The following is a 12,483-nucleotide window of genomic DNA, read 5'->3' as shown; positions in this document are numbered from 1 at the left end:
GTCCACAGTTCTAACGCAAAACAGGGCTCCGGGACCGGTCGCCCCTCGCAAACCGGTACCGGAGCCTCTACGGAAGACTCGCCTCCCCGCGAGCCGACCGTGAGCACACTTGGCGAGTTTCGCGGGATTCGGTCTCGCCGGACCCCCAGTACCAGGCGATTTCCGCTCCCCGCGCTCTCTCCGCGCGATGGGATAACCATGCCCGGTCACCGTGGGGTCACGGCAGCGTGAAGACCCCCAACTACCCCTGGGTAGAACTACTCAACTGGTCTCGGCGCGCGTTTTGGCCGACGAAGCCTTCTTCGCCCGCGTCCGCGCCTGACGCGCCTTGTCCGCGGCGTCCTTGGCCTTCGCGACCGGGGCACGGTCGGCTTCGACGGCACTCCGCTGCAAGGCCGCCAGCAGCCGCGTCACGCCCTCGGCCTGCTCGGCGGCGGTCGGCTGGAGGACGTCGTCGCCGTCCAGTTTGGCCTGGATGAGCGCTTCGAGCGCTTCCCGGTAGCGATCTGTGTACCGCGCGGGGTCGAAGTCCTGCGTGAGGTCTTCGATCAGCGAGACCGCGTTCCGCAGCTCCCCGCGCCGCAGGTCGACGTCCTCGTGGAGGAACGGGAAGTCGGGCCGCCGGATCTCGTCGGGCCACAGCATCGTCTCGAGCAGGATCACCTGGTCCCGCACCCGCAGCGCGCCCAGCGTCTCGCGCTGCCGCAGCGTCACCTTCACGATCGCGATGCGCCCGGACTGCTGCAACGCCTCGCTCAGCAGCACGTACGGCTTCGTACCCGAGGGCTCCGGTTCGAGGTAGTAGCTGCGCGAGAAGTACATCGAGTCGACCTGCTCGGCCGGGGTGAAGCCGACGACGTCCATCGACTGGGTGGTCGGCGCGAGCAGTGACGCGAAGTCACCGCCGGTCAGCAGGACGACGTCGCCGTTGGGAGCGGGGTGCCCCTTGGCGATCTCGGTCGTGGGCACCTCGGCGCCGTCGACCTCGCAGACCCACTTCACCCGGATCCTGCCGCCGTCCGGCTCGTGCACCTGGTGGAGGGGGACGCTGTGTTCTTCGGTCGCGCTGTACGCCTTCACCGGGATGGCGTAGGTCCCGAATCCGATCGTGCCTTTCCACACCGCGCGCATGGCCCACCTCCGCCAGGTCAGCGTATCCACGCGCCGAAGCGGCGGAACAGCTACAAACGGGTGTCAGGGGCCACTGATTCGCTCACACATTCGAATGACGGGCGTGATTCGGCGAGCGCTTCGGCCGAACAGTCGACAGCGGTGGCGGCCGCTCGGAGTACTTCCGCGACGACCTCGACGTCGACCAGCGGAGCGGTGGACAACGCGCCCTCGCCGCCCACCTCGACCCGGCCCGCCATGCCTTCGAGCGCGATGGCCAGCGCCTGCTGGCCCGCGACGAGGTGCCGGACCACCTTGAGCAGCTCGGGAACGGTCGCGGCGGTGCCGGAGGCGGTCAAGGAGACGGCGAGGTCGTCCGCGCAGGCCCGGAAGTGGGAGGCGACGACGGTCGGCGGCAACGAGGTCCGCTGGGGCCCGGGTGAGTCCTGCTCGTGACCGAGCACGCGCTCACCGCCCCTCCGGATCCTTCGGGTTTCGACCGCGCACATCCTGCCACCGTCACCCTCCGCACTTCGCGCGACACCCCGGGGCGGGAGCAAGGGACCTTTGCTCCCGCCTCCGGGGCCGTCAAGAAGCGGCCGCCAGCAGCGCGGCTTCGATCTTGGACCGCCACGCCTGGTCGACCCGGCCGGTCCGCGGCGCGACGGCGAACGAGTCGACGACGGCGCCACCGAGGGTCGCCACCTTCGCCCAGCGCACCTCGGCCTCGCATCGGCGCAGTGCGCCCGCGACCCGGTACAGCAGCCCGATCCGGTTCGCGGCCCGCAGTTCGACCACGACCGTGTCCTGCCCGCTGGTCTCGTCGTCGAACCAGATCACCTTCGCGTTCGCCGTGGGAGTCTCGCCGTAGTCCCGTTCCTTCGCCGCGAGCCGTTGCGTGAGCGGCAGCGTCCCGGCCACCGCCCGCGCGAACTGCTCACGCAGCAACGTGACGTCGGGCAGCGAGCCGAACTTCGGCGACGCCGTGAACACACCCGCCCGTCCCCCGTCGTGCCCGCGCAGCACCGCCGCGTGGACTTCCAGTGAGTTCAGCGCGAGCACCCCGGCGGCGGGCGCCAGGAGTTCGGCGCGGGCCGGCACCGCGAGCACGACGGTCACGACCTTGCCCGCCGCGGTGATCCGCACCTCGCCACGACCGGACGCGACGGCTTCGGCGACGAGTTCCCGTTGTTCGGCCCCCATCGGCTCCGGTGGCACGAAACCCTTGCCGTGCAAAGCTTCCTCGCAACCGGACACGAGTTCGGCGAGCAGCCTGGCCTTCCAGTCGGTCCACACGCCCGGCCCGGTGGCCAGTGAGTCGGCCGTCGTCAGCGCGTGCAGGAGTTCCAGGAGGACCAGGTTGTCGTCGAGGGTCTTCGTCACCCGCTGGATCGTGGCCGGATCGCTGATGTCCCGCCGCGTCGCGGTGTGCGGCAACAGCAGGTGATGCCGGACCATCGCCGCCACCAGCGCCGAATCGCCCTTCGACAGCCCGAGCCGGGCCGCGACCTGGGCGCTGATCTTCGCGCCGAGTTCGGAATGGTCCGCGTCGCGGCCCTTGCCGATGTCGTGCAGCAGCGCGCCGATCAGCAGCAGATCCGGCCGCGAAACGGTGGTCGTCAGTTTCGACGCCTCGACGGCGGCGCGCACGAGATGCCTGTCGACGGTCCACGAATGCACCGGCGACCTCGGCGGGAGATCCCGCACCGCACCCCATTCGGGGAACAGCCGCGCCCACAGGCCCGTCCGGTCGAGCGCCTCGACCGCGTCGACCAGACCCTCGCCCGCGCCGAGCAGTTCCACCAGCGCCTTGAGGGCGTCGGCGGGCCAGGGCGCGCGCAGTTCCGGCGCGGTGTCGGCGAGCGTCCGCAAGGTCCCGTGCGCGATGGGCTTGCGGATCCGCGCCGACGCCGCCGCGACCCGCAGCAGCAGCGCCGGGTCCTTGGCAGGCAGCGCGTCCCGCGCCAGCGCCACCTCGTTCCCGTGCAGCACGACACCTTCGTCGAGCGGCGTCCGCACCGGCCGCCGCCCGAACCGCGCCTTGGGCGGCTCCACAGTGGACCGGAGTGCCACGTCGACCGCGTACGCGATCGTCCGTCCGATACCGGAAAGCTTGCGCGCCAAGGTGAACCTGTCGCCGAAGCCGAGTTCACCCGCGACCGTTTCGGCCTCCGGGGCGCTGAGGATGTCCCGCTCCCGGCGCAGTTCCCGGCGCAACTCGGTCCGGACGTCGAGCAGCAGGCTCTTGGCCGCCAGCAGTTCCTCGCCGGGCCTCGCTGTCAACTGTGCGGCCGCGAGTGCCTCCAAGACGGCGAAGTCGCGAAGCCCGCCTCGGCCGTGTTTGAGGTCCGGCTCGGCGGACTGCGCGATCTCACCGCTGCGAGCCCAGCGCTGGTGCACCGAGTCCGACAGTTCGCCGACCCGTTTCCGGGCGGTCCGCCGCCATTGGTCGCGGGCGGCGGCCCCCAGTCTGGCCGTGATCTCGGCCTCCCCCGCGATGTGACGGATGTCGAGCAGTCCCATCGCGGTCCGCAGATCCTCGGACGCCACCTTCAGCGCCTCACCCGGTGTTCGGACCGAGTGGTCGAGGCCGATCTTGGCGTCCCACAACGGGTACCAGATCGCGTCGGCGATCTCGCCGACACCGCTGTTGCCGTTGTGCAGCAACAGCAGGTCGAGGTCGGAGAAGGGCACCAGCTCGCGGCGCCCCAGGCCGCCGACGGCCGCCAGCGCGACACCGGGTTCAGCGGTGTCGACGCCGGCCGCCGCGGCGCCCTTGCCCAACCAGAATTCGTAGAGGTCGACCAGCGCCGCCCGCAACGCGGACGCGCCCAGCCTCCCGTGCCTGCCCTCGAGCAATCGCTCGGTGGCCTTGACCAGCTCACCCCCGTCGGCCATCCCTGACGCCTATAGCGCGTCCGAGCCGCGCTCGCCGGTGCGTACCCGGATCACCGTCTCGACCGGTGTCACCCAGATCTTGCCGTCGCCGATCTTGCCGGTGTGGGCGGCGGTGGTGATCGCGTCGAGGACCTTCTCGACATTGGAATCGTCGGTGACGACCTCGACCCGCAGCTTCGCCACGAAGTCGACGGAGTACTCCGCACCCCGGTAGACCTCGGTGTGGCCCTTCTGCCTGCCGTAGCCCTGCACCTCGCTGACCGTCATGCCGAGCACGCCCAGCTGTTCCAGCGCGGAGCGGACGTCGTCGAGCGTGAACGGCTTGACGATCGCGGTGATCAGCTTCATGCCTTGCTCTCCTCGAGTTTCGTGGCCGCGTTTCCGGTGGGCGCCTTGACCGGGATGCTGGTCGGCTGGCCGAGGCCGCCGCCCGAACCGGTGAAGTCGTACGCGCTCTCCGCGTGCTGGGCCTCATCGATACCACTGACCTCGTCCTCCGCGCTGACGCGGAACCCGCCGAGCTTCTTGATCACCCAGCCGATGACGAAGGTGAGCACGAACGAGTAGCCGAGGACCACGGCGGCCGCGAGCGCCTGCTTGCCCAGCTGGCCGAGGCCGCCGCCGTAGAACAGGCCGTCGACGCCGAGCGAGTTGACGCTGGTGGTGCCGAAGAAGCCGATGAGCAGCGTACCGACGAGACCACCCACGAGGTGGACGCCGACGACGTCGAGGGAGTCGTCGAAACCGAAGCGGAACTTGAGGCTGATCGCCAGGGCGCACAGGGCACCGGCGATCAGACCGATCGCGATGGCACCCAGCGGGCTGACGAACCCGGCCGCCGGGGTGATCGCGACGAGACCCGCGACGGCACCGGAGGCGGCGCCGAGGGTGGTCGGCTTGCCGACCTTGATCTGCTCGACGACCAGCCAGCCGAGGATCGCGGCCGCGGTCGCGACGGTGGTGTTGGTGAACGCGACGGCGGCGAGGTCGTTGGCGGCCAGCGCCGAACCGGCGTTGAAGCCGTACCAGCCGAACCACAGGAGCGCGGCGCCCAGGAGCACGAACGGCACGTTGTGCGGGCGCCCGGTGCCCTTCGGCCAGCCCTTGCGCTTGCCGAGCACGATCGCGAGCGCGAGGCCCGCCGCGCCGGCGTTGATGTGGACCGCGGTACCGCCCGCGAAGTCCAGCGCCTTGAGCTGGTTGGCGATCCAGCCGCCGACCGAATCGGCGCCGATGAAGCCGTCGAACGAGAACACCCAGTGCGCGACCGGGAAGTACACGATGGTCACCCACACCGCGACGAACAGCGTCCAGCCCCAGAACTTGGCGCGGTCGGCGATGGCACCGGAGATCAGCGCGGGCGTGATGATCGCGAACATCAGCTGGAACATCACGAAAGCGAACAGCGGCAGCCCGTCCGCGCCGGGCCAGGCGACCTCGGGCGTGGTGCTCGTCGCGGCGGTCGCGAAGCCGGCGAGCTTGCCGGAAATGGTCGAAAGACCCGCGAAGTCGAAGTTACCGAGCAGCCCTCCGCCCACATCGTTGCCGAAAGCCATCGTGAAGCCGTACAGAGTCCAGAGGACGCCTACGACGGCGAGCGCGATGAAGTTCATCATCAACATGTTCAGAACGCTCTTCGCGCGGACCATGCCGCCGTAGAAGAACGCCAATCCCGGTGTCATGAGCATGACCAGCGCGGCGCTGATCAACACCCATGCGGTGTCTCCTGCGTTCAGCACAATCTTCCTCCCGTGCCTGGGGTGTACTGCGCAGGAATCCTTGGACCGGGGTGTTTCCTCGGGCCGCGATTCAGGTTTCACCCGCGTGAACTGTCGGTACGGCGTTGTTACGCGCAGGTTTCCGGGATCCCGGTGCGTTCTGTCCGGTTGCGAAACGTCGTGGTCGAATATCCCCATGGACACGCGTGAGCACGGCAATGACCCACTGCCACCGGAGGTCGTCCGGTCGCTGCTGTGCTCGGTCTGCGGTGACCCGGTCGGGTCAGCCGGGCGCACGGTGCGTTGCGAGCGGGGCCACTCGTTCGACGTGGCGAAGCAGGGTTACGTCAATCTTCTGCACGCGCGCATCCCGGCCGGCACGGCGGACACCGCGCCGATGGTCGCGGCCCGCGTCGACCTGCTCTCTTCGGGCGCCTATCTGCCTCTCGCCGACGCCCTCGCGAAGGTGGCTTCGGAGCACGTCGGGAACGGGCTGATCATCGACGCCGGGGCGGGCACGGGGTACTACCTCGCGCACGTGCTCGACGCCGTCCCCGCCGCGTACGGACTGGCGCTCGACGTCTCCGCCGTCGCCCTGCGCCGGGCCGCTCGCGCGCACACGCGCGCGGGCGCGGCCGTGTGGAATCTGTGGGAACCCTGGCCGGTGGCGGACTCGAGCGCGTCACTGATCCTCAACGTCTTCGCGCCCCGCAACGCCCCGCAGTTCCACCGCGTCCTGACCGCGGACGGGCTGCTGGTCGTCGCGACGCCGAACCCCAGGCATCTGCGGGAGCTGGGCGACCTGGTGATCTCCGTCGACGGCGGCAAGGACGCACGGCTGGAGGAGACCCTCGGTGAACGTTTCAGCCGGGTGGACCGGCTCGAAGTCACCCAGCGGGTGAAGTTGTCGCCCGCCCAGGTCCGCCAAGTCGTCGAGATGGGCCCGAGCGCGCATCACCTCCACCGTGACGGACGACGGGAACGCCTCGACGCGATCACCGGTCCGGTGGACGTCACCACGTCGTTCAGCGTCACCCTGTACCGGCCGGTGCCCTGATGGAGGCGCCCGCGACCCTGCTCGCCGACGCCGCCTGGGTCAGCGCCCGCGTCGGCGGCGCGGCGAAGCTCTACGGCTGCTCCCGGCCCGAAGTGCTCGGCACCATCTGGTGGTACTCGCTGTCCTCGGTCCTCGTCGCCCCCTCGGTGGAGTCCCTCGTGCGCGACGGCGCGCCCCTGGACCCGTCGCTCGACGCCGTCACGATCGACCTCGTCCCGGACGGCCGCTTCACCGGCGCCCGCTCGTCACGGATCCTCGACGGCGGCCTGGCCGAACTCGGCGAGGCGTTCGCCGCGACGCTGGGCACGGCGATCGGGACGATCTCGGCCGTCACCGGGGCGAATCCGCGCGCGCTGGGCGCGATCGCGACGGATTCGATCGGCAACCGCCTCTTGTGGACCGGCGACACCGAACGCGCGATCTCGCTGGCGGCACCGCTCGTGGCCGCGATCGGTCTCGGGATGCCGGAGCCGCGGTTCTCCCGGATCGGGCGGAACACCGTGGTACGCCGTGCTTCTTGCTGCTTGATCTACGAAGCGGGCAATCCGAAATGCGCCAGCTGTCCCCGGCAGACGCCGGAGGAACGGGACCGGCGGCTTCGCGCGGCCCTCGGCTGATCCTCCGGCGCCGCCCCCTGACCAGCGCCGGGGGCGGCGCGTGAGAAGGTGGCGGTATGGCCAAACCGACGCCGTTGCAGCTCAGGAACATCGTCATGGCAGTGCTCATGGCGGGTGCCCTGGTGTGGAACCTGTCCATCGACGGCGCTTGGTGGCTCACCGCGATCTTCTCGATCGGGATCGTCCTGTCGCTGTTCTCCGCGTACCTGAACCGGCCCGGGGCTCAGCCCTGAGCACCCTCGAAACGCGCAGCGAGGTCGGCACGGCCCCGCTCGGAAAGCGCTCCGAAGAGACGTAGGCGCGCCATCCCGCCGTCGGGATAGATGTCGAGGCGGACCTCGGTCACCTCAGGTCCCTCGGCGAGCGCGAACCGGTGCCGCGTGTCCGGCTGCAACCGCGTCTTCGGCAGCAGCTCGGCCCACTCGCCGTCGCCGTCCCGCCCGCTCAGGGCCGCCCAGCCCGGCGCGTTGCCCTTGAGGTTGCTGTTGTCGAGCTCGGCGAACCGGACGACGCCCGCGCCGGCCAGCCGCACGGTGACCCAGTCGTTCCCGTCATCGCGCCGCCGCGCTGTCTCCCAGCCCTCGGCCTGATGCGCGGCGAGCCCGGGTGAGAACAGGTTGCCGGGCGAGGAATAGAACATGTCGCTGCATCCGGTGACCACCGCGCCGTTCTCCAGCGCGGCCAGGTCGAGCGAGCCGGGGTCGAGCAGGCGCGGGTCCGGGATCGGCGTGCCGTGCACCCGCAGCCGGGCCACTCCGCCGTCCGGATGCATGGTCAGCCGGACGTGCGTGTAGCGCTTGCTCCCGCCGATCTCGAAGAAGTTCTCCGTGTGCCCCGCGGCCGCGCCGCGCTTCACCAGTACGTCCCAGTCCACTGTGGACAAGTCGGCGGCACTGGGGTATCCCTCGGCGGCGCACGCCTCGACCGAGACGAACGGCGGGTAGTTCCCCTTGAAGAACGCCGTGTCCACGACGACGCCGGTGATCGCGCCCGCCAGGCCGAGCCGGACGACGGCCTGGTCGTCGCCGGGCTCACGGTGCCGCCGGGTCTCCCAGCCGTCGTAGACCTGTCCCTTCGGCCCGAACGTCTCCGTCCGGTGCGCGGGCACCCACGGATTGACCAGGTTCTCCTTCTCGGCGAACAACTCGTCCGTCGCCCACATCACGGTCCCGCCGAATTTCCGCGAGGCCAGGTCGGGCAGGGCAGTCCATTCAGGACGGTCGTTCACGGTCTCCTCCATCTCAGCAGTCACCCCGGGTCAGCAGAACGCCTGCCGGGTCGTCACCGGTGATCTCCTCGCCTCGCAACCACGTGCTCCGGACGACGCCCGCGAGCGGACGCCCGTGGTAGGCGCTGACCGGGTTGCGGTGCTTCAATTTCGCGACGTCGACGACGAATGCCTCGTCGGGCGCGAACACGCTGAAGTCGGCGTCGTAGCCCGGCGCGAGGTGTCCCTTGCGCCGCATCCCCGCCTGCGCGGCCGGGTGTTCGGCCATCCAGCGGACGACGTCGGTGAGTGCGAAACCGCGCTGCCGCGCCTGGGTCCAGACCGCGGGCAGGCCGAGCTGCAGACCCGCGATCCCACCCCAGGCGAGCCCGAAATCGCCGCTGTCGAAGCGTTTCAGCTCCGGCGTGCACGGTGAATGGTCGGTCACCACGCAGTCGATGACACCGTCGGCGAGGCCTTGCCACAGCAGTTCCCGGTTCCCGGCCTCGCGGATCGGCGGGCAGCACTTGAACTGCGTCGCGCCGTCCCCGATCTCCTCCGCGGTGAAACTCAGATAGTGCGGGCAGGTCTCGGCGGTCAGCCGGACACCGTCGCGCCGCGCGCTCTCGACCATCGGCAGCGCGTCCGAAGACGACAGGTGCAGGATGTGCGCGCGGACGCCGGTCTTCCTGGCGAGCTCGATCACCTGCGCGATCGCCACGTTCTCCGCGCCGCGCGGACGCGAGTGCAGGAAGTCCTCGTATTTCTCGCCGTGCGGATCGGGCGCGTGCTCGATCGCGTCGGAGTCCTCCGCGTGCACGATGATCATCCCGTCGAAGGTGCGCAGTTCGGTCATCGCCTCTTCGAGCCCGCGCGCGTCCAGCGGCGGGAACTCGTCGACACCGGAATGCAGCAGGAACGACTTGAAGCCGAACACCCCGGCCTCGTGCAGGCCGCGAAGATCCGCGAGATTGCCGGGGATCGCGCCACCCCAGAACCCGACGTCCACGTGCACCCGCCCCTCGGCGGTCTTGCGCTTCACCTCCAGCGACGCGACGTCGACCGTGGGCGGCAGGCTGTTCAGCGGCATGTCCACGATCGTGGTGACCCCGCCCGCCGCGGCCGCCCGGGTCGCCGAAGCGAAACCCTCCCATTCGGTGCGGCCGGGGTCGTTGACGTGCACATGCGTGTCCACGAGACCCGGCAGCACCACGACGTCTTCGCCGAATTCGAGCACCCGCTCGCCGTCCAGCGCGGTTCCGGCGGGTTCCACCGCGACGATGCGGCCCTCGTCGACACCGATCGTCGCGGGTACCTCTCCGGCGGCCGTCACGGCTCGGGCGGCCTTGATCACCAGGTCCATCTAAAGCCTCCAACTTCCACTAGGTGGAATCGAGGTTTCGCACTCCGACATTAACTCCGGCCACCCTGCTCGTCAACGAGCCCGGGCGGCGCTACCTTCGCTTGGTGCAGTTAGAAGCCGAGTTCACCAGCGAACCGTTCCACGGCGAGGGTCCGCCACCCGAACACGCCGTCAAAGCCCGTGACACCGCGGAAGACGCGGGCCTGTCCGCCGATTTCGGCCCGCTCGGCACCCTCGTCCGCGGCGACGCCGACACCCTGCTCGACGCGCTCCCCGCCATCGCCAGGGCGGCACTGAACGGCGGCGCGACCCGCGTGACCCTCCAGCTCCGGCAGGTCGGCGACGACACGGGCGAGCCCGCCGTCGAGCTGCACAGCGCGCTGGCCCGCCTCATCGGCGACGTCGAGCGCGAACTCGGCGGCAAGCTCGACACCCTCGACCGCGCGGCCAAGCAGCGCGCGGTGCGACTGCTCAAGGAACGCGGCGCTTTCGGCCTCCGCAAGTCGGTGTCGACCGTCGCCGAGGCGCTGGGGGTCACGAGGTTCACGGTCTACAACTACCTCAACCGGGACCAAGACTGAAGAGCTGATTCAACAAAATGTTGACGGCGGCGGAAGCGTCGCCGTACCGTCAGTTCCCGTGCCGCTCACCATTCGAGAGTTCGACCAGGCTCCCGCCCAGGACGTCCGGCCGGCGCTGACAGCCTGCCTGGACGTCCCGCGCTGGGTGGAAACCCTGCTGGCCAGGCGCCCGTACGGCGACCTCGCCGCCCTGCTCGCCGCGTCCGAGGCGCTCACCCCGTTGCGCCCCGAAGAGGTCCGGCGCGCCATGGCCGCCCATCCCCGGATCGGGGAGAAAGCGGGCGGCGAAAGCACCGAAGCGGGCTGGTCGCGCTCGGAACAGTCCGGTGTGGACGGTGACGCGGCGCGCGAGTTCGCCGCGGCCAACGCCGAGTACGAAGCGACGTTCGGCCATGTCTTCCTGGTCTGCGCGAGCGGCCGGAGCGGTGCCGAACTGCTGGAGAACCTGCGTTCGAGGCTTTCGAACGATCCGGAGAAGGAACTCGAAGTGGCCGGCCAAGAGCTGGCCAGGATCGCCGCGCTGCGGCTGGAGAAGGCGGTGACGGCATGAGCCTCGTGACCACGCACATCCTCGACACCGCCGCGGGACGGCCGGCGGCGGACGTCGGAGTCCGGCTCGAAACCGGCGCGGGCGAACCCGTCGCCGACGGGCGGACCGACGCCGACGGCAGGATCCGTGACCTCGGCCCCGACACCCTGGAACCCGGGGTGTACCGGCTGGTCTTCGACACCGGCGCCCACCTCGGCCCGGACTCCTTCTTCCCCGAAGTCACCTTGACCTTTCGCATCGCCGACGGGACCGAGCACCACCACGTGCCGTTGCTGCTGAGCCCGTTCGCCTATTCCACCTATCGAGGGAGCTGATCGCCCGTGGCCATCACCCTGGGCCCCAACCAGTACGGCAAGGCCGAAGTCCGGCTCGTCACCGTGCGGCGCGAAGGCAGCGTGCACCACCTCAAGGACCTCACCGTTTCGACGTCGCTGCGCGGCGACCTCGCGGCCACGCATCTCACCGGCGACAACGCCGACGTCGTCGCGACCGACACCCAGAAGAACACCGTCTACGCCTTCGCCAAGGAATCCCCGGTCGGCGAGATCGAGGACTTCGCGCTGCGCCTCGGACGGCATTTCGTCGACTCGTTCGAACACATCTCCGGTGCCCGGATCCTGATCGACGAACACGGCTGGAACCGCATCTCCGGTCACGACCACGCGTTCTCCCAGGCGGGCAGCGAAAAGCGGACGACCGCGGTGACCGTTCAGGACGGTCAGGCCTGGGTGGTGTCCGGTCTGGACGATCTCGTCGTGCTGAAGTCGACCGGTTCGGAGTTCCACGGCTTCCCCCGCGACGAGTACACGACGCTGGCCGAGACGAACGACCGGATCCTCGCGACCGCCGTGACAGCGCGCTGGCGCTACCAGGGCGACGGGATCGACTGGGCGACGAGCCACGCGGAGGTCCGGCGGATCCTGCTGGAGACCTTCGCGGACAAGCACAGCCTCTCCCTGCAGCAGACGCTGTACGCCATGGGAGAGGCTGTGCTCAAGGAACGCGAAGAGGTCGCCGAAGTCCGGCTCTCACTGCCGAACAAGCACCACTTCCTGGTGGATCTTTCGCCGTTCGGGCTGAAGAACGACAACGAGGTCTTCTTCGCCGCCGACCGCCCGTACGGCCTGATCGAGGGTGTGGTCCTCCGCGATGACGCGGAGGACCCGGGCCTGGCCTGGCACACTCTCGCCGCCTTCTAGGGCTCCGATCGAGGTGGTCACCGCCGCTCCTGCCCGCTTCCCCAGTACATGATGGCCCCCTTCCTTGCGCCTAGCGCAAGGCAGGGGGCCATCCTGTACTTCCGAAGTCCGTGAAGGCCTCCTTCCCTACCTTGAGGGTAGGGCAGGGGGCCTTCGCTACGTCCCCGACTTGATTCCCGCGCG

At 69.8% G+C, this 12,483-nt stretch carries 14 protein-coding genes; 7 read left to right on the top strand and 7 right to left on the bottom strand.

Going from position 1 to position 12,483, the window contains the following annotated elements; all coding sequences use genetic code 11:
• Window positions 1-261 precede the first annotated feature (261 nt).
• The 5 genes from ku to CFP71_RS06595 form a co-directional block, all read right to left on the bottom strand.
• Window positions 262-1,131 (bottom strand): non-homologous end joining protein Ku, encoded by an 870-nt coding sequence (gene ku, locus CFP71_RS06615; protein WP_093932942.1) that lies wholly within the window; start codon window positions 1,129-1,131, stop codon window positions 262-264.
• Between the two features lie 50 nt (window positions 1,132-1,181).
• Window positions 1,182-1,574, bottom strand: coding sequence for a hypothetical protein (locus tag CFP71_RS06610; RefSeq protein ID WP_093932989.1), 393 nt, complete (start codon window positions 1,572-1,574; stop codon window positions 1,182-1,184).
• Between the two features lie 124 nt (window positions 1,575-1,698).
• On the bottom strand, window positions 1,699-4,008 hold the full coding sequence (locus CFP71_RS06605) for a [protein-PII] uridylyltransferase (RefSeq protein WP_093932941.1): 2,310 nt from the start codon (window positions 4,006-4,008) through the stop codon (window positions 1,699-1,701).
• A gap of 9 nt (window positions 4,009-4,017) precedes the next feature.
• Window positions 4,018-4,356 carry a P-II family nitrogen regulator gene (locus CFP71_RS06600; protein ID WP_020630602.1) on the bottom strand — a complete coding sequence of 113 codons (339 nt, stop codon included), beginning with the start codon at window positions 4,354-4,356 and terminating at the stop codon, window positions 4,018-4,020.
• Entirely contained in the window at window positions 4,353-5,747 is a 1,395-nt protein-coding gene (locus tag CFP71_RS06595) for an ammonium transporter (RefSeq protein ID WP_167406019.1), read from the bottom strand. Before CFP71_RS06595 ends, CFP71_RS06600 begins: the two co-directional genes overlap by 4 nt.
• Window positions 5,748-5,922: 175 nt before the next feature.
• Here CFP71_RS06595 and CFP71_RS06590 point away from each other — a divergent pair, with 175 nt between their 5' ends.
• From CFP71_RS06590 to CFP71_RS44035, 3 genes are read left to right on the top strand one after another with little or no spacing between them, the layout of a single operon-like run.
• Window positions 5,923-6,783, top strand: coding sequence for a putative RNA methyltransferase (locus CFP71_RS06590; protein ID WP_093932940.1), 861 nt, complete (start codon window positions 5,923-5,925; stop codon window positions 6,781-6,783).
• A complete protein-coding gene (locus CFP71_RS06585; protein ID WP_093932939.1) occupies window positions 6,783-7,400 on the top strand; it encodes a (2Fe-2S)-binding protein in 618 nt (205 codons plus the stop codon). Before CFP71_RS06590 ends, CFP71_RS06585 begins: the two co-directional genes overlap by 1 nt.
• Before the next feature lie 56 nt (window positions 7,401-7,456).
• The gene (locus CFP71_RS44035; RefSeq protein ID WP_167406018.1) at window positions 7,457-7,633 is read left to right on the top strand and encodes a hypothetical protein; all 177 of its coding nucleotides are present in this window, start codon (window positions 7,457-7,459) and stop codon (window positions 7,631-7,633) included.
• On the opposite strand, the gene alc is transcribed toward CFP71_RS44035, so the two are convergent.
• The gene (alc, locus tag CFP71_RS06580; RefSeq protein WP_093932938.1) at window positions 7,624-8,640 is read right to left on the bottom strand and encodes an allantoicase; all 1,017 of its coding nucleotides are present in this window, start codon (window positions 8,638-8,640) and stop codon (window positions 7,624-7,626) included. The genes CFP71_RS44035 and alc overlap by 10 nt on opposite strands.
• 1 nt (window position 8,641) lies before the next feature.
• Window positions 8,642-9,970 (bottom strand): allantoinase AllB, encoded by a 1,329-nt coding sequence (gene allB, locus CFP71_RS06575; protein WP_093932937.1) that lies wholly within the window; start codon window positions 9,968-9,970, stop codon window positions 8,642-8,644.
• Between the two features lie 104 nt (window positions 9,971-10,074).
• Here allB and CFP71_RS06570 point away from each other — a divergent pair, with 104 nt between their 5' ends.
• The 4 genes from CFP71_RS06570 to pucL are packed head-to-tail and all read left to right on the top strand — an operon-like array spanning window position 10,075 to window position 12,300.
• Entirely contained in the window at window positions 10,075-10,551 is a 477-nt protein-coding gene (locus CFP71_RS06570; protein WP_093932936.1) for a helix-turn-helix domain-containing protein, read from the top strand.
• A gap of 58 nt (window positions 10,552-10,609) precedes the next feature.
• A complete protein-coding gene (uraD, locus tag CFP71_RS06565; RefSeq protein WP_093932935.1) occupies window positions 10,610-11,101 on the top strand; it encodes a 2-oxo-4-hydroxy-4-carboxy-5-ureidoimidazoline decarboxylase in 492 nt (163 codons plus the stop codon).
• The gene (gene uraH / locus CFP71_RS06560; protein ID WP_093932934.1) at window positions 11,098-11,415 is read left to right on the top strand and encodes a hydroxyisourate hydrolase; all 318 of its coding nucleotides are present in this window, start codon (window positions 11,098-11,100) and stop codon (window positions 11,413-11,415) included. The genes uraD and uraH overlap by 4 nt, the downstream gene beginning before the upstream one ends.
• Before the next feature lie 6 nt (window positions 11,416-11,421).
• Entirely contained in the window at window positions 11,422-12,300 is an 879-nt protein-coding gene (gene pucL, locus CFP71_RS06555) for a factor-independent urate hydroxylase (protein WP_093932933.1), read from the top strand.
• Window positions 12,301-12,483 lie beyond the last annotated feature (183 nt).

The organism is Amycolatopsis thailandensis (genome assembly GCF_002234405.1).
GTDB lineage: Bacteria > Actinomycetota > Actinomycetes > Mycobacteriales > Pseudonocardiaceae > Amycolatopsis > Amycolatopsis thailandensis.
The sequence above is the reverse complement of the archived record's forward strand: the minus strand, read 5'-3'. Positions and strand labels throughout refer to the sequence as shown.

Coding starts and splice junctions, on each gene's coding strand:
- ku (WP_093932942.1), bottom strand. CDS start 1,131: ATGCGCGCGGTGTGGAAAGGCACGATCGGATTCGGGACCTACGCCATC.
- CFP71_RS06605 (WP_093932941.1), bottom strand. CDS start 4,008: ATGGCCGACGGGGGTGAGCTGGTCAAGGCCACCGAGCGATTGCTCGAG.
- CFP71_RS06600 (WP_020630602.1), bottom strand. CDS start 4,356: ATGAAGCTGATCACCGCGATCGTCAAGCCGTTCACGCTCGACGACGTC.
- CFP71_RS06590 (WP_093932940.1), top strand. CDS start 5,923: ATGGACACGCGTGAGCACGGCAATGACCCACTGCCACCGGAGGTCGTC.
- CFP71_RS06585 (WP_093932939.1), top strand. CDS start 6,783: ATGGAGGCGCCCGCGACCCTGCTCGCCGACGCCGCCTGGGTCAGCGCC.
- CFP71_RS44035 (WP_167406018.1), top strand. CDS start 7,457: ATGGCCAAACCGACGCCGTTGCAGCTCAGGAACATCGTCATGGCAGTG.
- alc (WP_093932938.1), bottom strand. CDS start 8,640: ATGGAGGAGACCGTGAACGACCGTCCTGAATGGACTGCCCTGCCCGAC.
- allB (WP_093932937.1), bottom strand. CDS start 9,970: ATGGACCTGGTGATCAAGGCCGCCCGAGCCGTGACGGCCGCCGGAGAG.
- uraH (WP_093932934.1), top strand. CDS start 11,098: ATGAGCCTCGTGACCACGCACATCCTCGACACCGCCGCGGGACGGCCG.